The following is a 17,409-nucleotide window of genomic DNA, read 5'->3' as shown; positions in this document are numbered from 1 at the left end:
TGCGGGTGGACGTCCTGCCCGGTGGCGGCGACCCGGTCGTCACCGCCGCCGGCCTCGCGCTCGGCCTGGACGCGGACGGCCTGGCCGTCGAGGAACACGACCTGACGGTCTCCCGCCACCGGGCCATGTCCTCGGTCGCCCCCGGTCTGCGCCTGGCAAACCTGGGCACCGCGGTGGAGCAGCTGCGGCTGGTCAAGGACGAGGAGGAGATCGCCTGTCTGCGGATCGCCGCGGAGATCACCGACCAGGCACTGGGCGAACTCCTCGAATCCATCCTGGTGGGCCGCACCGAACGCCACCTCGCGCTGGAGCTGGAGCGCCGTCTGGTGGACCACGGCGCGGACGGACCGGCCTTCGCCACCTCCGTGGGCACCGGCCCGCACTCGGGCCAGGGGCGCCACCGGCCCACCGACCGCAGGGTCGAGGAAGGGGATTTCCTCTCGGTCTGCCTCGGCGCCAACTACCGGGGCTACCGGTGCGAGATCGGGCGGACGTTCGTCATCGGCACCGCCCCCGCGGACTGGCAGATCGAGCTCTACGACCTCGTTTTCGCCGCTCAGCGGGCCGGACGGGAGGCCCTGGTGCCCGGAGCCGCCTACCGCGACGTGGACCACGCGGCCCGCCATCTCCTGGACTCCGCGGGCCACACCGACGGGCTTCCGGCCGCCACGGGGCACGGGGTCGGACTGGAAATCGACGAGGACCCGCAGTTGGCACCGGCGGCCATGGGTAAACTGGACGCTTGCGTGCCGGTCACCGTCGAGCCTGGGGTCCACCTCCCGGGCCGGGGCGGTGTCCGGATCGATGACACGCTCGTCGTACGCCCCGAGGCGGACGGCGGACCCGAGCTACTCACCATTACGACCAAGGAGCTGCTCGCGCTCTAGGAGATCGTCCTCGCGGAGGTCTTCACGCGCGCGTCCCTTGGCCGTCCACCAGCTTCAGTCCAGGAGATTCCGCAACCGTGGCTTCCACGAACGACCTCAAGAACGGCCTGGTGCTCAAGCTCGACGGAGGCCAGCTCTGGTCCGTCGTCGAGTTCCAGCACGTCAAGCCCGGCAAGGGCCCGGCCTTCGTGCGCACCAAGCTCAAGAACGTGCTCTCCGGCAAGACCGTCGACAAGACGTTCAACGCCGGCGTGAAGGTCGAAACGGCCACCATCGACCGCAGCGACATGCAGTTCTCGTACATGGACGGCGAGTACTTCGTCTTCATGGACATGGACACCTACGACCAGCTCATGGTCGACCGCAAGGCCGTCGGCGACGCCGCCAACTTCCTGGTCGAGGGCTTCACCGCCTCCGTCGCCCAGTACGAGGGCGAGGTGCTCTACGTCGAGCTGCCCGCCGCCGTCGAGCTCACGGTCCAGCACACCGAGCCCGGTGTCCAGGGCGACCGCTCCACCGGTGGCAGCAAGCCCGCCACCCTGGAGACCGGTTACGAGATCGGCGTCCCGCTCTTCATCACCACCGGCGAGAAGATCAAGGTCGACACCCGTACGGGCGACTACCTCGGCCGGGTGAACAGCTAACCGTGGCTGCCCGTAACAAGGCCCGCAAGCGTGCCTTCCAGATCCTCTTCGAGGCAGACCAGCGCGGTGAGTCCGTGCAGACGGTCCTCGCGGACTGGGTGCGGCTCTCGCGGACCGACGACCGTCAGCCGCCGGTCGGCGAGTTCACGATGGAGCTCGTCGAGGGGTACGCGCAGTACGCGGACCGCATCGACGACCTCATCGTCACCTACGCGGTGGACTGGGAGATAGACCGCATGCCGGTCGTCGACCGGAGCATCCTGCGGCTCGGCGCCTACGAGCTGATCTGGATGGACTCGACCCCCGACGCCGTGGTGATCGACGAGGCCGTCCAGCTGGCCAAGGAGTTCTCCACGGACGATTCCCCGTCCTTCGTGAACGGCCTGCTGGCCCGCTTCAAGGACCTCAAGGCGAATCTGCGCCGCGAGCAGTAGCGCGCGGTGGCGTACGCCCACGAAGGGGCCCACGGCCGGACCGGCCGTGGGCCCCTTCGGCGGTGTGAGCGCGGACCGGGGCCCGGAGGCGAGGAACGCGGAAGCGGGCCCCGGAGACCCCGGAGACACGGAACGCCGGGCGGCCGGGGTGTGTACCCCGCCTGCCCGGCGTCCGGGAACGGCCGTGGGAGGCCGCTCAGCCCTCCTCGTGGGCCACGGCGCGGCGCGCGTCCGCGTCCAGCACGCCCCAGCTGATCAGCTGCTCCGTGAGCACGGACGGCGACTGGTCGTAGATCACGGCCAGGGTGCGCAGGTCGTCCTGGCGGATCGACAGCACCTTGCCGTTGTAGTCGCCGCGCTGGCTCTGGATCGTCGCCGCGTAACGCTGGAGCGGCCCGGCCTTCTCCGGCGGGACGTGGGCGAGGCGCTCCAGGTCCAGGACGAGCTTCGGCGGCGGCTCGGCGGCGCCGCCGGGGGTCGTGCCGGGCAGGAGCTCCTGCACCGGGACCCCGTAGAAGTCCGCCAGCTCGGCGAGGCGCTGCACGGTCACCGCGCGGTCGCCGCGCTCGTACGAGCCGACCACGACGGCCTTCCAGCGGCCCTGCGACTTCTCCTCCACGCCGTGGAGGGAGAGGCCCTGCTGGGTGCGGATGGCGCGGAGCTTGGCCCCGAGCTGCTTTGCGTATTCGCTGGACATAAGGCTCCCCGGACGCTGGACATTCTGCGGCTGGGCCGCGTGGCTGGTAACTCACTGTGAGGTTACGCAGCGTTACTTGCTCGCGTCAAGCCGGAAGGTCGGGACCCGGGCCCCCGGGGCCGTGGCCAGGAGTCCGCGCCGCCCCTGGTAACGTATCGGAGGTACATCCGACGTCCTTTAACGACCGTCCAGTGAGGCGGAGAAGGAGGTCCGTTTCTTATGGACGCACAGCACGACCAGGCCGGCAACACCGCGCGGCCCGTTCTCGAGGCCCCCGACATCGCCCGGGTCCTCACCCGTATCGCCCACGAGATCGTCGAACGCGCCAAGGGCGCCGACGACGTGGTGCTGCTCGGAATCCCGACGCGCGGGGTCTTCCTCGCCCGCCGGATCGCCGCGAAGCTGGAAGAGATCACCGGCCGCGCCACCCCGGTCGGCTCGCTCGACATCACGATGTACCGGGACGACCTGCGCCTGCGCCCCGCGCGCGCGCTCGCCCGCACCGACATCCCCGCCGACGGCATCGAGGGACGACTCGTCGTCCTCGTCGACGACGTGCTCTTCTCAGGCCGCACCATCCGCGCCGCGCTCGACGCGCTCGGCGACATCGGCCGGCCCCGCGCCGTGCAGCTCGCGGTCCTCGTCGACCGCGGTCACCGCGAACTCCCGATCCGCGCCGACTACGTCGGCAAGAACCTCCCCACGTCACTGCGGGAGACGGTCAAGGTCCAGCTCGCCGAGGAGGACGGCCGCGACGCCGTGCTGCTCGGTGTCCAGCAGACCGTTCCGGCCGGCGAGCAGTAGCGCGCCGACCCCGCCCCCTCCCCGCGCCGGCCCTCAGGGCCGCACGGCGGGTTCCGTGCGCCCGCACGCCGTGAAACACCCTCCAGCCACCCGGAGAACCCCCCCGATGATGCGCCACCTCATCTCGGCCGCAGACCTCACCCGCGACGACGCCGTCCTGATCCTCGACACCGCCGAGGAGATGGCCCGGGTCGCGGACCGGCCGATCAAGAAGCTCCCCACCCTGCGGGGCCGCACGGTCGTCAACCTCTTCTTCGAGGACTCGACCCGCACCCGGATCTCGTTCGAGGCCGCCGCCAAACGCCTCTCCGCCGACGTCATCAACTTCTCGGCCAAGGGCTCCTCCGTCTCCAAGGGCGAGTCCCTCAAGGACACCGCCCTGACCCTGGAGGCGATGGGCGCCGACGCCGTCGTCATCCGGCACGGCGCCTCCGGAGCCCCGTACCGCCTCGCCACCTCGGGCTGGATCGAGGGTGCCGTCGTCAACGCCGGGGACGGCACGCACGAGCACCCCACCCAGGCCCTCCTGGACGCCTTCACCATGCGTCGCAGGCTCGTCGGGGCCGACGCCGGGCTCGGCCGGGACCTGGACGGGCGGCGGATCACCGTCGTGGGCGACATCCTGCACAGCCGGGTCGCCCGGTCCAACGTCCACCTGCTGAACACGCTGGGCGCGCACGTCACGCTGGTCGCCCCGCCCACGCTCGTACCCGTGGGCGTCGAGCGGTGGCCGTGCGACGTCAGCTACAGCCTGGACGCGGTGCTGCCCGAGTCCGACGCCGTGATGATGCTGCGGGTGCAGCGCGAACGGATGAACGCCGCCTACTTCCCCACCGAGCGCGAGTACTCGCGCCGCTACGGCCTCGACGGCGACCGGATGGCGCGGATGCCCGCCCACGCCGTCGTCATGCACCCCGGCCCCATGGTCCGCGGCATGGAGATCACCGCGGAGGTCGCCGACTCCGACCGCTGCACGGCCGTCGAGCAGGTCGCCAACGGTGTCTCCATCCGCATGGCCGTCCTGTACCTGCTGCTCGGCGGCTCCGAGACCGCCCTGCCGTCCGCCGCCCGCATTGAGGAGAACAAGTAACCATGAGCACGATCCTGATCCGCGGCGCGAAGATCCTCGGCGGGGAACCGGCCGACGTCCTCATCGACGGCGAGACCGTCGCCCAGGTCGGCACCGGCATCGAGGCCGGTGACGCCACCGTGATCGAGGCGGCCGGCCGGATCCTGCTGCCCGGCCTCGTCGACCTGCACACCCACCTGCGCGAGCCCGGCCGCGAGGACTCCGAGACCGTCCTCACCGGCACCAAGGCCGCCGCCGCCGGCGGCTTCACCGCCGTGCACGCCATGGCCAACACCTTCCCCGTCGCCGACACCGCCGGCGTCGTCGAGCAGGTCTGGCGGCTCGGCAAGGAGTCCGGCTACTGCGACGTGCAGCCCGTCGGCGCCGTCACCGTCGGCCTGGAGGGCAAGCAGCTCGCCGAGCTCGGCGCCATGCACGACTCCGCCGCCGGCGTGAGGGTCTTCTCCGACGACGGCAAGTGCGTCGACGACGCGGTGATCATGCGCCGCGCCCTGGAGTACGTGAAGGCGTTCGACGGTGTCGTCGCCCAGCACGCCCAGGAGCCCCGCCTCACCGAAGGCGCCCAGATGAACGAGGGCGTCGTCTCGGCCGAGCTCGGTCTCGGCGGCTGGCCCGCCGTCGCCGAGGAGTCGATCATCGCCCGTGACGTGCTGCTCGCCGCCCACGTCGGCTCCCGGGTGCACATCTGCCACCTGTCGACCGCCGGCTCCGTGGACCTCGTCCGCTGGGCCAAGTCCAAGGGCTGGGACGTCACCGCCGAGGTCACCCCGCACCACCTGCTCCTCACCGACGAGCTCGTACGCTCCTACGACCCCGTCTACAAGGTGAACCCGCCGCTGCGCACCGAGGCCGACGTCATGGCCCTGCGCGAGGCGCTCGCCGACGGCACCATCGACTGCGTCGCCACCGACCACGCCCCGCACCCGCACGAGGACAAGGACTGCGAGTGGGCGGCGGCGGCCATGGGCATGGTCGGCCTGGAGACCGCGCTCTCGGTGGTCCAGCAGACCATGGTGGAGACCGGCCTGCTCGACTGGGCGGGCGTCGCCGACCGCATGTCGTTCCGCCCCGCCGCCATCGGACGGCTCGAAGGACACGGCCGGCCCGTCTCGGCGGGTGAGCCCGCCAACCTCACCCTGGTCGATCCGTCATACCGTGGAGCGGTGGACCCCGCGGGCTTCGCCTCGCGCAGCCGCAACACCCCGTACAAGGGGCGCGAGCTGCCGGGCCGAGTGACCCACACCTTCCTGCGGGGCCGTGCCACGGTCGTCGACGGGAAGCTCGCGTGAGAACACTCAACCCCCTGTACCAACTGGCCGCCGAGCAGAAGTCGGCCGATGTGACGGACTGGTCCGCCCGCATCAGCTGGGTCGTCGGACTGATCGTCTTCGTCGCCTTCGTCTACTGGCTGATGCGCCAGGGGTGGAAGTGGCGCGGAAGGCTCCAGTCCGCCCTGCCCGAGCTCGCCACCACCCCGGAGGGCTTCGCGGACGGCGAACCGCTGCTCACCCTGCGGGGCCGCTACCACGCCTCGACGACCGCGGGCCAGTGGCTCGACCGGATCGTCGCCCACGGCCTCGGCACCCGCAGCCGGGTCGAGCTCACCCTCACCGAACAGGGCCTGGACGTCGTACGCCCCGGCGCGGCCGACTTCTTCGTACCGGCCGCCGCCCTGCGCGAGGCCCGGCTCGACAAGGCGCTCGCCGGGAAGGTCCTGCCCGAGGGCGGCCTTCTGGTCATCACCTGGGCCCATGGCGGAACGCTGATCGACTCCGGATTCCGCTCCGACCACGCGGCCGAGCACCAGGCCTGGGTCGACGCCGTCGACCGGCTCGCCGGCACGCACCTCACCAGCACTACGGAAGGCACCGCACGATGACGATCTCCACCCGGGGAGCCGGCAGAGCTCCCGCCGTACTCGTCCTGGAGGACGGCCGCTCCTTCCGCGGCCGCGCCTACGGGGCCGTGGGGGAGACCTTCGGCGAGGCGGTGTTCTCCACCGGCATGACCGGATACCAGGAGACCCTGACCGACCCCTCCTACCACCGCCAGGTCGTCGTGATGACCGCCCCGCACGTCGGCAACACCGGCGTCAACGACGAGGACGCCGAGTCGCAGCGGATCTGGGTCTCCGGGTACGTCGTACGCGACCCCGCCCGCCTCCCCTCCAACTGGCGCTCGCGCCGCACGCTGGACGAGGAGCTCGCCGCCCAGGGAGTCGTCGGCATCAGCGGCGTCGACACCCGCGCGCTCACCCGCCACCTGCGCGAGCGCGGCGCGATGCGCGTCGGCATCTTCTCCGGCAACGCGATCGAGGACGAGGGCGTCCTCCTCGCCAAGGTCCGCCAGGCCCCCGAGATGAGCGGCGCCGACCTCTCCGCCGAGGTCGCCACCAAGGAGGCCTACGTCGTCCCGGCCCACGGCACCAAGAAGTTCACCGTCGCCGCGATCGACCTCGGCATCAAGGGCATGACCCCGCACCGCATGGCCGAGCGCGGCATCGAGGTGCACGTCCTGCCCGCCACCGCCACCCTGGAGGAGGTCTACGCGGTCGAGCCCGACGGCGTCTTCTTCTCCAACGGCCCCGGCGACCCGTCCACCGCCGACCACCCCGTCTCCCTCATGCGGGGCGTCCTGGAGCGCAGGACCCCGCTCTTCGGCATCTGCTTCGGCAACCAGATCCTGGGCCGCGCCCTCGGCTTCGGCACCTACAAGCTGAAGTACGGCCACCGCGGCATCAACCAGCCCGTGCAGGACCGCACGACCGGCAAGGTCGAGGTCACCGCGCACAACCACGGCTTCGCCGTCGACGCCCCCCTCGACAAGCCGTCCGACACCGACTTCGGCCGCGCCGAGGTCTCCCACGTCTGCCTGAACGACCAGGTCGTCGAGGGGCTCCAGCTCCTGGACCGGCCGGCCTTCAGCGTCCAGTACCACCCCGAGGCGGCCGCCGGCCCGCACGACGCCGCGTACCTCTTCGACCGCTTCGTTTCCCTGATGGAGGACCAGCGTGCCTAAGCGCTCCGATATCCGGTCCGTCCTGGTCATCGGCTCCGGCCCGATCGTCATCGGACAGGCCGCCGAGTTCGACTACTCCGGTACCCAGGCCTGCCGCGTCCTCAAGGCCGAGGGCCTGCGCGTCATCCTGGTGAACTCCAACCCCGCGACGATCATGACCGACCCGGAGATCGCCGACGCCACCTACGTCGAGCCGATCACCCCCGAGTTCGTCGAGAAGATCATCGCCAAGGAGCGCCCCGACGCGCTGCTGCCGACCCTCGGCGGCCAGACCGCGCTCAACACCGCGATCTCCATGCACGAGAACGGCGTCCTCACGAAGTACGGCGTCGAGCTCATCGGCGCCAACGTCGAGGCCATCAACAAGGGCGAGGACCGCGACCTGTTCAAGGGCGTGGTGGAGGCCGTCAGGCAGAAGATCGGCTACGGCGAGTCCGCCCGCTCGGTCATCTGCCACTCCATGGACGACGTCCTCGCCGGGGTCGACACGCTCGGCGGCTACCCCGTCGTCGTCCGCCCCTCCTTCACCATGGGCGGCGCCGGTTCCGGCTTCGCCCACGACGAGGAGGAGCTGCGCCGCATCGCCGGACAGGGCCTCACGCTCTCCCCGACCACCGAGGTGCTCCTGGAGGAGTCCATCCTCGGCTGGAAGGAGTACGAGCTGGAGCTGATGCGCGACCGCAACGACAACGTCGTGGTCGTCTGCTCCATCGAGAACTTCGACCCGATGGGCGTCCACACCGGCGACTCCATCACCGTGGCCCCGGCGATGACGCTCACCGACCGTGAGTACCAGCGGCTGCGCGACATCGGCATCGCGATCATCCGCGAGGTCGGCGTCGACACCGGCGGCTGCAACATCCAGTTCGCGGTCGACCCGCAGGACGGCCGGATCATCGTCATCGAGATGAACCCGCGCGTCTCCCGCTCCTCGGCGCTGGCGTCCAAGGCCACCGGCTTCCCGATCGCCAAGATCGCCGCCAAGCTGGCCGTCGGCTACACGCTCGACGAGATCCCCAACGACATCACCGAGAAGACCCCGGCCTCCTTCGAGCCGACCCTCGACTACGTCGTGGTCAAGGCCCCGCGCTTCGCCTTCGAGAAGTTCCCCTCCGCCGACTCCACCCTCACCACCACCATGAAGTCGGTGGGCGAGGCCATGGCGATCGGCCGCAACTTCACCGAGGCGCTGCAGAAGGCCCTGCGCTCCCTGGAGAAGAAGGGCTCGCAGTTCGCCTTCACCGGCGACCCCGGCGACAAGACCGCCCTCCTCGCCGACGCGGTGCGCCCCACGGACGGGCGCATCAACACCGTGATGCAGGCGATCCGGGCCGGCGCCACCCAGGAGGAGGTCTTCGACGCCACGAGGATCGACCCCTGGTTCGTCGACCAGCTCTTCCTGATCAAGGAGATCGCCGACGAGCTGGCCTCCGCCGAGCGCCTCGACGGCGAACTCCTCGCCGAGGCCAAGCGGCACGGCTTCTCCGACGCCCAGATCGCCCGGATCCGCGGTCTGCGCGAGGACGTCGTCCGCGAGGTCCGGCACGCGCTCGGCGTCCGCCCGGTCTACAAGACGGTCGACACCTGCGCCGCCGAGTTCGCCGCGAAGACGCCGTACTTCTACTCCTCCTACGACGAGGAGAGCGAGGTCGCGCCCCGCACCAAGCCCGCGGTGATCATCCTCGGCTCCGGTCCCAACCGCATCGGCCAGGGCATCGAGTTCGACTACTCCTGCGTCCACGCCTCCTTCGCGCTGAGCGACGCGGGCTACGAGACGGTGATGGTCAACTGCAACCCGGAGACCGTCTCCACCGACTACGACACCTCCGACCGGCTCTACTTCGAGCCGCTCACCCTGGAGGACGTGCTGGAGATCGTGCACGCCGAGTCGCTCGCGGGCCCGATCGCCGGTGTCGTCGTCCAGCTCGGCGGCCAGACCCCGCTCGGCCTCTCGCAGGCGCTCAAGGACAACGGCGTGCCGGTCGTGGGCACCTCCCCGGAGGCCATCCACGCCGCCGAGGACCGGGGCGCCTTCGGCCGGGTGCTCGCCGAGGCGGGCCTGCCGGCCCCGAAGCACGGCACCGCCACCACCTTCCGCGAGGCCAAGGACATCGCCGACGAGATCGGCTACCCGGTCCTCGTCCGCCCCAGCTACGTCCTCGGCGGGCGCGGCATGGAGATCGTCTACGACGAGACCCGGCTGGCCGCCTACATCGAGGAGTCCACCGAGATCAGCCCCACCCGGCCGGTCCTGGTCGACCGCTTCCTCGACGACGCCATCGAGATCGACGTCGACGCCCTCTACGACGGCACCGAGCTGTACCTCGGCGGCGTCATGGAGCACATCGAGGAGGCCGGTATCCACTCCGGCGACTCCGCCTGCGCCCTGCCCCCCATCACCCTGGGCGGCTACGACATCAAGCGGCTGCGCGCCTCCACCGAGGGCATCGCCAAGGGCGTCGGGGTCCGCGGGCTGATCAACATCCAGTTCGCGCTCTCCGGCGACATCCTCTACGTCCTGGAGGCCAACCCGCGCGCCTCGCGGACCGTCCCCTTCACCTCGAAGGCCACCGCGGTCCCGCTCGCCAAGGCCGCCGCCCGCATCTCGCTGGGCGCGACCGTGGCCGAGCTGCGCGAGGAGGGGCTGCTGCCGAAGCACGGTGACGGCGGCCACCCTGCCGATGGACGCGCCGATCTCCGTCAAGGAGGCCGTCATGCCGTGGTCGCGCTTCCGCGACATCCACGGACGCGGCGTCGACACGGTCCTCGGCCCGGAGATGCGCTCCACCGGCGAGGTCATGGGCATCGACTCGGCCTTCGGCACGGCGTACGCCAAGTCGCAGGCCGGCGCCTACGGGCCGCTGCCCACCAAGGGCCGCGCCTTCATCTCCGTCGCCAACCGCGACAAGCGCTCGATGATCTTCCCGGCGCGCGAACTCGTCGCCCACGGCTTCGAGCTGCTCGCCACCTCCGGCACCGCCGAGGTCCTCAAGCGCAACGGCATCAACGCCACCCTCGTACGCAAGCAGTCCGAGGGCGAGGGGCCCGACGGCGAGAAGACCATCGTCCAGCTGATCCACTCCGGCGAGGTCGACCTCATCGTCAACACCCCGTACGGGACCGGAGGCCGCCTCGACGGCTACGAGATCCGTACCGCGGCCATCGCCCGGTCCGTGCCGTGCCTCACCACGGTCCAGGCGCTCGCCGCCGCCGTCCAGGGCATCGACGCGCTCCACCACGGGGACGTCGGCGTGCGCTCCCTCCAGGAACACGCGAAACGCCTGACCGCGGCCCGCGACTGAGGCCCCGCCGCCCCCAGGGGGACATCGGAAACGGTGTCCCCCTCTTCATGAGGACACCGTGATGTACAAACTCTTCTTCCAACTGGTCTTCAAGCGGATGGACCCGGAGCGCGCCCACCACCTCGCCTTCCGCTGGATCCGCCTGGCGGCCCGCGTCCCCGTACTGCGCACCTTCGCCGCCGCCGCGCTCGCACCCCGGTACGAGGAGCTGCGCACCGAGGCGTTCGGGCTGCGGATGCACGGCCCGTTCGGGCTGGCCGCAGGCTTCGACAAGAACGCCGTCGCGATCGACGGCATGTCGATGCTCGGCTTCGACCACGTCGAGATCGGCACGGTCACCGGCGAGCCCCAGCCCGGCAACCCGAAGAATCGGCTGTTCCGCCTCGTCGCGGACCGGGCGCTGATCAACCGCATGGGATTCAACAACGAGGGTTCCGCGGCCGTCGCCGAGCGCCTGGCCGCCCGCAGGCCCGTCTTCCGCACCACGGTCGGCGTCAACATCGGCAAGACCAAGGCCGTCCCGGAGGCCGAGGCCGTCGCGGACTACGTGAAGTCCACCGAACGGCTCGCCGCCCACGCCGACTACCTCGTCGTCAACGTCTCCTCGCCCAACACCCCCGGGCTGCGCGACCTCCAGGCCACCGAGTCGCTCCGCCCGCTGCTCAGCGCCGTACGGGAGGCCGCCGACCGGACCGTCACCGGCCGGCGGGTGCCGCTGCTCGTCAAGATCGCCCCCGATCTCGCCGACGACGACATCGACGCGGTCGCGGACCTGGCCGTCGAGCTGGGTCTGGACGGCATCATCGCCACCAACACCACCATCGCCCGCGACGGTCTCGGACTGAGGTCCGACGCGTCCCTGGTCAAGGAGGCGGGCGGGCTCTCCGGCGCGCCCCTCAAGGAGCGCTCCCTGACGGTCCTGAGCCGCCTGTACGCCCGGGTGGGCACCCGGATGACCCTGGTCGGCGTCGGGGGTGTGGAGAACGCCGAGGACGCCTGGCAGCGCATCCTCGCCGGTGCCACGCTCGTCCAGGGGTACAGCGCCTTCATCTACGAGGGTCCGTTCTACGCCCGGGCCGTTCACAAGGGGCTGGCCGCCCGGCTGGCCGCCTCGCCCTACGCCACCCTCGCCGAGGCCGTCGGCGCCGAGACACGGAAGGCCGCCCAGTGACCCCCGAACCCTTCGGCGCCCGGCTGCGCCGCGCCATGGACACCCGCGGGCCGCTCTGCGTCGGCATCGACCCGCACACCTCGCTCCTCACCTCCTGGGGCCTGAACGACGATGTCGCCGGCCTGGAGCGCTTCACCCGCACCGTCGTGGAGGCCCTGGCCGACCGGGTCGCGGTGCTCAAGCCGCAGTCCGCGTTCTTCGAGCGGTTCGGCTCGCGCGGCACCGCCGTCCTGGAGAAGGCCGTCGAGGAGGCCCGGGCCGCCGGGGCCCTCGTCCTGATGGACGCCAAGCGCGGCGACATCGGTTCCACGATGGGCGCCTACGCGGCCACGTACCTCGACACGGACTCCCCGCTGTTCTCCGACGCGGTCACGGTCTCGCCGTACCTCGGCTTCGGCTCGCTGCGTCCGGCGCTGGACGCAGCCGCGGCCAGTGGCGCGGGCGTCTTCGTGCTCGCCCTCACCTCCAACCCGGAGGGCGCCGAGGTGCAGCGCGCCACCGCCGCGGACGGCCGGTCGCTGGCCCAGGTGATGCTCGACCACATGGCCGCCGAGAACGCGGGGGCCGCCCCGCTCGGCTCCGTGGGCGCGGTGGTCGGCGCCACACTCGGCGACGCGGGCGCGGACCTCGCGATCAACGGGCCGCTGCTGGCTCCCGGTATCGGCGCCCAGGGCGCGACCCCCGCCGATCTGCCGCGCGTCTTCGGCGCCTCGGTGGGCAACGTGGTGCCGAGCGTGAGCCGGGGCGTGCTGCGCCACGGACCGGACGCGTCAGGGCTGCGCGAAGCCGCCGGACGGTTCGCGGAAGAGGTCCGTACGGCCGTCTCGGAAAGCTGACGATGCCACGTAACGGCGGGTTGACGGAATCCTGACCAGAAATCAGGGTCGTTATGACCGAAAAGTCCCGGTCGGTCGAGGCTGACCAGGACTTTTCGTCTGTTCTCGCTGACTCGGGCGGCCATGGCCGCTAGTCTCCGTCGAGAGCCAACGCGCACGACGTGCCTGTTGCTCAGCAGGTGAGAGCCATGAGGTTTCTCACCGGTCCGTATCCGACAGATCGACATCCGAGGTGACGTAGGCGTGGCTCTTCCGCCCCTTACCCCTGAACAGCGCGCAGCCGCGCTCGAAAAGGCCGCCGCGGCTCGCCGGGAGCGGGCCGAGGTCAAGAATCGACTCAAGCACTCCGGCGCCTCCCTCCAAGAGGTCATCAAGCAGGGCCAGGAGAACGACGTCATCGGCAAGATGAAGGTCTCCGCCCTCCTGGAGTCCCTGCCGGGCGTGGGCAAGGTCCGCGCCAAGCAGATCATGGAGCGGCTCGGCATCTCCGAGAGCCGACGGGTCCGGGGTCTCGGCTCCAACCAGATCGCATCCCTGGAGCGTGAGTTCGGCGGTACCGCCGCCTGAGGTTCTCAGGCACTCCTGAGAACCTGGATAATCGCCCCATGGCTGCAACATCCCGGGGGACGTCCCCCGTACCCCCGGACGTACGTCCGCGGCTGACCGTGCTCTCCGGCCCCTCGGGGGTCGGCAAGAGCACGGTCGTCGCCCATATGCGCAAGGTCCACCCCGAGGTCTGGCTCTCGGTGTCGGCCACGACCCGCAAGCCCCGGCCCGGCGAAAGCAACGGCGTCCACTACTTCTTCGTGGACGACGAGGAGTTCGACAAGCTGATCGCCAACGGCGAGCTGCTGGAGTGGGCCGAGTTCGCGGGCAACCGGTACGGCACGCCGCGCCGGGCCGTGCTCGACCGCCTGGAGGCGGGCGAGCCGGTGCTGCTGGAGATCGACCTGCAGGGTGCCCGGCTGGTGCGCCAGTCGATGCCCGAGGCGCAGCTGGTCTTCCTCGCCCCGCCGAGCTGGGAGGAGCTGGTGCGCCGGCTCACCGGCCGCGGCACCGAGGCGCCGGACGTGATCGAGCGCCGGCTCGCGGCGGCGAAGGTCGAGCTGGCCGCCGAGGCCGAGTTCGACACCACGCTCGTCAACACCTCCGTCGAGGACGTGGCACGCGAGCTGCTAACGTTGATGCTGCAGGCTTCCGGCCTCCCCGGCACCGTCGACTGACCTCCACCGGTCCCGGCCCGCGGACGCAGAGCAGCACCACTGCGGAACCAGCATGATCAAAGATCTCTTTGATCTCTATCCCCTTCGGAAGGCAGAGAGTGTCCTCTTCCATCACCACGCCCGAGGGCATCATCAACCCGCCGATTGATGAGCTCCTCGAGGCCACCGACTCGAAGTACAGCCTCGTGATCTACGCCGCCAAGCGCGCGCGCCAGATCAACGCGTACTACTCGCAGCTCGGCGAAGGCCTCCTCGAGTACGTCGGTCCGCTCGTCGACACCCACGTGCACGAGAAGCCGCTCTCGATCGCGCTCCGCGAGATCAACGCGGGCCTGCTGACCTCCGAGGCCATCGAGGGCCCCGCGCAGTAGCAGGAGCCGTGTCCCGCACCCGCGGGAGAACGCACCTTCACCTCAGGCCCGGCGGCCGGACCGCCGGGCCTGAGGCGTGTCCGGGACCGGGGCAGCCGTGGGACGTGCGGCGCGGTGAGGCAGCATGGACCGCGTGCGTCACGGTGCCGCCGTGCACCGGCCGGGCGCACGGAGATCCGAGTGCGGGGAGACGCAGTGGAGAAGCCGAAGGTCGTCCTGGGGGTCAGCGGGGGCATCGCCGCCTACAAGGCGTGCGAGCTGCTGCGCAGGCTGACCGAGTCCGGGCACGACGTGCGGGTCGTACCGACCGCGTCGGCCCTGAACTTCGTGGGGGCCGCCACCTGGTCCGCGCTCTCCGGCCACCCCGTCTCGACCGAGGTGTGGGACGGCGTGCACGAGGTGCCGCACGTCCGTATCGGCCAGGGCGCCGACCTCGTGGTGGTGGCCCCCGCCACCGCCGACGTGCTCGCCAGGGCCGCCCACGGGCTCGCCGACGACCTCCTCACCAACACCCTGCTCACCGCCCGCTGTCCGGTCGTCTTCGCACCGGCCATGCACACGGAGATGTGGGAGCACCCCGCCACCCAGGAGAACGTCGCGACGCTGCGCCGGCGCGGCGCCGTCGTCATCGAGCCCGCCGTCGGCCGGCTCACCGGCGTGGACACCGGCAAGGGGCGGCTGCCCGACCCGGGGGAGATCTTCGAGGTCTGCCGCCGCGTCCTGGACCGCGGGCCCGCCGCCCCCGACCTGGCCGGCCGCCACGTGGTCATCAGCGCCGGCGGCACCCGGGAACCCCTGGACCCGGTCCGCTACCTCGGCAACCGCTCCTCCGGCAAGCAGGGCTACGCCCTGGCGCGCACCGCGGTCGCCCGGGGGGCCAGGGTGACCCTGGTCGAGGCGAACACCGGGCTGCCCGACCCGGCGGGTGCCGACGTCCTGCGCGCCGGGACGGCCGTCCAGCTGCGCGAGGCCGTGCTGGAGGCGGCGGCCGACGCGGACGTCGTCGTGATGGCGGCGGCGGTCGCCGACTTCCGGCCCGCCGCGTACGCCACGGGGAAGATCAAGAAGAGGGACGGCCAGGAACCGGAGCCGGTCGCGCTGGTCCGCAACCCCGACATCCTCGCCGAGGTGGCCGGTGAGCGGGCCCGCCCCGGGCAGCTCGTCGTCGGATTCGCCGCCGAGACCGACGACGTCCTCGCCAACGGCCGTGCCAAACTGCGGCGCAAGGGCTGCGATCTGCTGGTCGTCAACGAGGTCGGCGAGCGCAAGACGTTCGGCTCCGAGGAGAACGAGGCGGTCGTGCTCGGGGCGGACGGCTCCGAGACCTCTGTGCCGTACGGGCCGAAGGAAGCGCTCGCCGACGTGGTCTGGGACCTCGTGACGGCCCGGTTGGGCTAGATTGCCTATGCGCCGCTCAGGCGGGCAGAAGTCTGTTCCAGCACGTGTCACCGCACCCGGAGGGAGTGATTGTCGTACCGCGGTCAACAGTGCCGCAGGTCACAGGGCTCCCAAGGGGCGAGACACGTGACCCATCCGCCGGAAGCGACCGATAAACTGGTCGACGGACGTGCCGGGCGCAGCTCCCGGCCGTCCACCCATGATCAGCCAGCAGCCGCTGCAACCCCAGGGAGCGATGTGTCCCGCCGTCTCTTCACCTCGGAATCCGTCACCGAGGGCCACCCCGACAAGATCGCTGACCAGATCAGCGACACGATTCTCGACGCCCTCCTGCGTGAGGACCCCTCCTCGCGCGTCGCCGTCGAGACCCTGATCACCACCGGTCTGGTGCATGTCGCGGGTGAGGTCACGACCAAGGCCTACGCAGACATCCCCAACCTCGTGCGCAGCAAGGTGCTCGAGATCGGCTACGACTCCTCCAAGAAGGGCTTCGACGGAGCCTCCTGCGGTGTCTCGGTGTCCATCGGGGCCCAGTCCCCGGACATCGCGCAGGGCGTCGACACCGCCTACGAGAAGCGCGTCGAGGGCGACGAGGACGAGCTCGACAAGCAGGGCGCCGGCGACCAGGGCCTGATGTTCGGTTACGCCTGCGACGAGACGCCCGAGCTGATGCCGCTCCCGATCCACCTGGCGCACCGGCTCTCGCGCCGTCTCTCCGAGGTCCGCAAGAACGGGACGATCCCGTACCTGCGCCCCGACGGCAAGACCCAGGTCACCATCGAGTACGACGGCGACAAGGCGCTCCGCCTGGACACGGTCGTCGTCTCCTCGCAGCACGCGTCCGACATCGACCTGGACTCGCTGCTCGCCCCCGACATCCGCGAGTTCGTCGTGGAGCACGTGCTGGCGCAGCTCGTCGAGGACGGCATCAAGCTGGACACCGAGGGCTACCGCCTGCTGGTGAACCCGACGGGCCGCTTCGAGATCGGCGGTCCGATGGGCGACGCCGGCCTGACCGGCCGCAAGATCATCATCGACACCTACGGCGGCATGGCCCGCCACGGTGGCGGTGCCTTCTCCGGCAAGGACCCGTCCAAGGTCGACCGCTCGGCCGCCTACGCCATGCGCTGGGTCGCCAAGAACGTGGTCGCCGCCGGGCTCGCCGCCCGCTGCGAGGTCCAGGTCGCCTACGCGATCGGCAAGGCCGAGCCGGTGGGCCTGTTCGTCGAGACCTTCGGCACCGCCGCGGTCGACACGGAGAAGATCGAGCACGCGATCGGTGAGGTCTTCGACCTGCGCCCGGCCGCGATCATCCGCGACCTCGACCTGCTCCGCCCGATCTACGCCCAGACCGCGGCGTACGGCCACTTCGGCCGGGAGCTGCCCGACTTCACCTGGGAGCGCACCGACCGGGTGGACGCGCTGCGCACGGCCGCGGGGTTCTGAGCCGCCGCCGCCTTCCCGTACACCGGGGCCCGGACACCGCACGGCGGTGTCCGGGCCCCGGTGCGTGCGGCGGCAGGGCCCCGCCGCT

At 71.1% G+C, this 17,409-nt stretch carries 16 protein-coding genes and 1 pseudogene; 16 read left to right on the top strand and 1 reads right to left on the bottom strand.

What is annotated here, in order from left to right:
• From IH13_RS0115405 to nusB, 3 genes are all read left to right on the top strand, one after another.
• The coding region (locus IH13_RS0115405) for a M24 family metallopeptidase (protein WP_031084774.1) at positions 1-887 on the top strand (887 nt) is incomplete at its 5' end.
• Positions 888-964: 77 nt separating this feature from the next.
• The gene (gene efp, locus IH13_RS0115400; RefSeq protein WP_028444176.1) at positions 965-1,531 is read left to right on the top strand and encodes an elongation factor P; all 567 of its coding nucleotides are present in this window, start codon (positions 965-967) and stop codon (positions 1,529-1,531) included.
• Between the two features lie 2 nt (positions 1,532-1,533).
• Positions 1,534-1,965 carry a transcription antitermination factor NusB gene (gene nusB / locus IH13_RS0115395; protein ID WP_014044813.1) on the top strand — a complete coding sequence of 144 codons (432 nt, stop codon included), beginning with the start codon at positions 1,534-1,536 and terminating at the stop codon, positions 1,963-1,965.
• Between the two features lie 196 nt (positions 1,966-2,161).
• Here nusB and bldD read toward each other — a convergent pair whose 3' ends face one another.
• Positions 2,162-2,662: a transcriptional regulator BldD gene (gene bldD, locus IH13_RS0115390; RefSeq protein ID WP_014044812.1), complete on the bottom strand. Its 501-nt coding sequence runs from the start codon at positions 2,660-2,662 to the stop codon at positions 2,162-2,164.
• Between the two features lie 219 nt (positions 2,663-2,881).
• Between bldD and pyrR the strand changes: the two genes are divergently transcribed.
• From pyrR to metK, 13 genes and pseudogenes are all read left to right on the top strand, one after another.
• Entirely contained in the window at positions 2,882-3,466 is a 585-nt protein-coding gene (pyrR, locus tag IH13_RS0115385; RefSeq protein WP_031084769.1) for a bifunctional pyr operon transcriptional regulator/uracil phosphoribosyltransferase PyrR, read from the top strand.
• Positions 3,467-3,572: 106 nt separating this feature from the next.
• A complete protein-coding gene (locus IH13_RS0115380; RefSeq protein WP_031084766.1) occupies positions 3,573-4,556 on the top strand; it encodes an aspartate carbamoyltransferase catalytic subunit in 984 nt (327 codons plus the stop codon).
• 2 nt (positions 4,557-4,558) lie between these two features.
• Positions 4,559-5,845 carry a dihydroorotase gene (locus IH13_RS0115375; protein ID WP_031084765.1) on the top strand — a complete coding sequence of 429 codons (1,287 nt, stop codon included), beginning with the start codon at positions 4,559-4,561 and terminating at the stop codon, positions 5,843-5,845.
• The gene (locus IH13_RS0115370) at positions 5,842-6,435 is read left to right on the top strand and encodes a PH-like domain-containing protein (RefSeq protein WP_031084763.1); all 594 of its coding nucleotides are present in this window, start codon (positions 5,842-5,844) and stop codon (positions 6,433-6,435) included. The genes IH13_RS0115375 and IH13_RS0115370 overlap by 4 nt, the downstream gene beginning before the upstream one ends.
• Positions 6,432-7,574 (top strand): glutamine-hydrolyzing carbamoyl-phosphate synthase small subunit, encoded by a 1,143-nt coding sequence (carA, locus tag IH13_RS0115365; protein ID WP_031084762.1) that lies wholly within the window; start codon positions 6,432-6,434, stop codon positions 7,572-7,574. The genes IH13_RS0115370 and carA overlap by 4 nt, the downstream gene beginning before the upstream one ends.
• Positions 7,567-10,876: pseudogene (gene carB / locus IH13_RS37570) on the top strand (carbamoyl-phosphate synthase large subunit). Before carA ends, carB begins: the two are co-directional and overlap by 8 nt.
• A gap of 61 nt (positions 10,877-10,937) precedes the next feature.
• Positions 10,938-12,047: a quinone-dependent dihydroorotate dehydrogenase gene (locus IH13_RS0115355; protein ID WP_031084761.1), complete on the top strand. Its 1,110-nt coding sequence runs from the start codon at positions 10,938-10,940 to the stop codon at positions 12,045-12,047.
• Positions 12,044-12,883 carry an orotidine-5'-phosphate decarboxylase gene (pyrF, locus tag IH13_RS0115350; protein ID WP_031084760.1) on the top strand — a complete coding sequence of 280 codons (840 nt, stop codon included), beginning with the start codon at positions 12,044-12,046 and terminating at the stop codon, positions 12,881-12,883. The genes IH13_RS0115355 and pyrF overlap by 4 nt, the downstream gene beginning before the upstream one ends.
• A 243-nt stretch (positions 12,884-13,126) precedes the next feature.
• Positions 13,127-13,450: an integration host factor gene (locus tag IH13_RS0115345; RefSeq protein ID WP_014044803.1), complete on the top strand. Its 324-nt coding sequence runs from the start codon at positions 13,127-13,129 to the stop codon at positions 13,448-13,450.
• A 38-nt stretch (positions 13,451-13,488) separates the two neighbouring features.
• Complete coding sequence (gmk, locus tag IH13_RS0115340) at positions 13,489-14,106, top strand: guanylate kinase (protein WP_051835852.1); 618 nt, start codon at positions 13,489-13,491, stop codon at positions 14,104-14,106.
• A gap of 98 nt (positions 14,107-14,204) precedes the next feature.
• Complete coding sequence (gene rpoZ, locus IH13_RS0115335; RefSeq protein ID WP_003970369.1) at positions 14,205-14,477, top strand: DNA-directed RNA polymerase subunit omega; 273 nt, start codon at positions 14,205-14,207, stop codon at positions 14,475-14,477.
• A gap of 195 nt (positions 14,478-14,672) precedes the next feature.
• Positions 14,673-15,875: a bifunctional phosphopantothenoylcysteine decarboxylase/phosphopantothenate--cysteine ligase CoaBC gene (gene coaBC / locus IH13_RS0115330; RefSeq protein WP_031084758.1), complete on the top strand. Its 1,203-nt coding sequence runs from the start codon at positions 14,673-14,675 to the stop codon at positions 15,873-15,875.
• Positions 15,876-16,112: 237 nt separating this feature from the next.
• On the top strand, positions 16,113-17,321 hold the full coding sequence (gene metK / locus IH13_RS0115325) for a methionine adenosyltransferase (protein ID WP_031084757.1): 1,209 nt from the start codon (positions 16,113-16,115) through the stop codon (positions 17,319-17,321).
• The last annotated feature ends 88 nt before the right edge of the window (positions 17,322-17,409 follow it).

This window comes from Streptomyces sp. NRRL WC-3549, assembly GCF_000721935.1.
Classification (GTDB): Bacteria; Actinomycetota; Actinomycetes; order Streptomycetales; family Streptomycetaceae; genus Streptomyces.
This window is presented reverse-complemented; position numbering and strand designations above follow the sequence as displayed.

What these genes read in the sequence shown, in the direction of transcription:
- carA (WP_031084762.1), top strand. Translation starts at nt 6,432, where the DNA reads ATGACGATCTCCACCCGGGGAGCCGGCAGAGCTCCCGCCGTACTCGTC.
- bldD (WP_014044812.1), bottom strand. Translation starts at nt 2,662, where the DNA reads ATGTCCAGCGAATACGCAAAGCAGCTCGGGGCCAAGCTCCGCGCCATC.
- IH13_RS0115355 (WP_031084761.1), top strand. Translation starts at nt 10,938, where the DNA reads ATGTACAAACTCTTCTTCCAACTGGTCTTCAAGCGGATGGACCCGGAG.
- pyrR (WP_031084769.1), top strand. Translation starts at nt 2,882, where the DNA reads ATGGACGCACAGCACGACCAGGCCGGCAACACCGCGCGGCCCGTTCTC.
- IH13_RS0115380 (WP_031084766.1), top strand. Translation starts at nt 3,573, where the DNA reads ATGATGCGCCACCTCATCTCGGCCGCAGACCTCACCCGCGACGACGCC.
- gmk (WP_051835852.1), top strand. Translation starts at nt 13,489, where the DNA reads ATGGCTGCAACATCCCGGGGGACGTCCCCCGTACCCCCGGACGTACGT.
- IH13_RS0115375 (WP_031084765.1), top strand. Translation starts at nt 4,559, where the DNA reads ATGAGCACGATCCTGATCCGCGGCGCGAAGATCCTCGGCGGGGAACCG.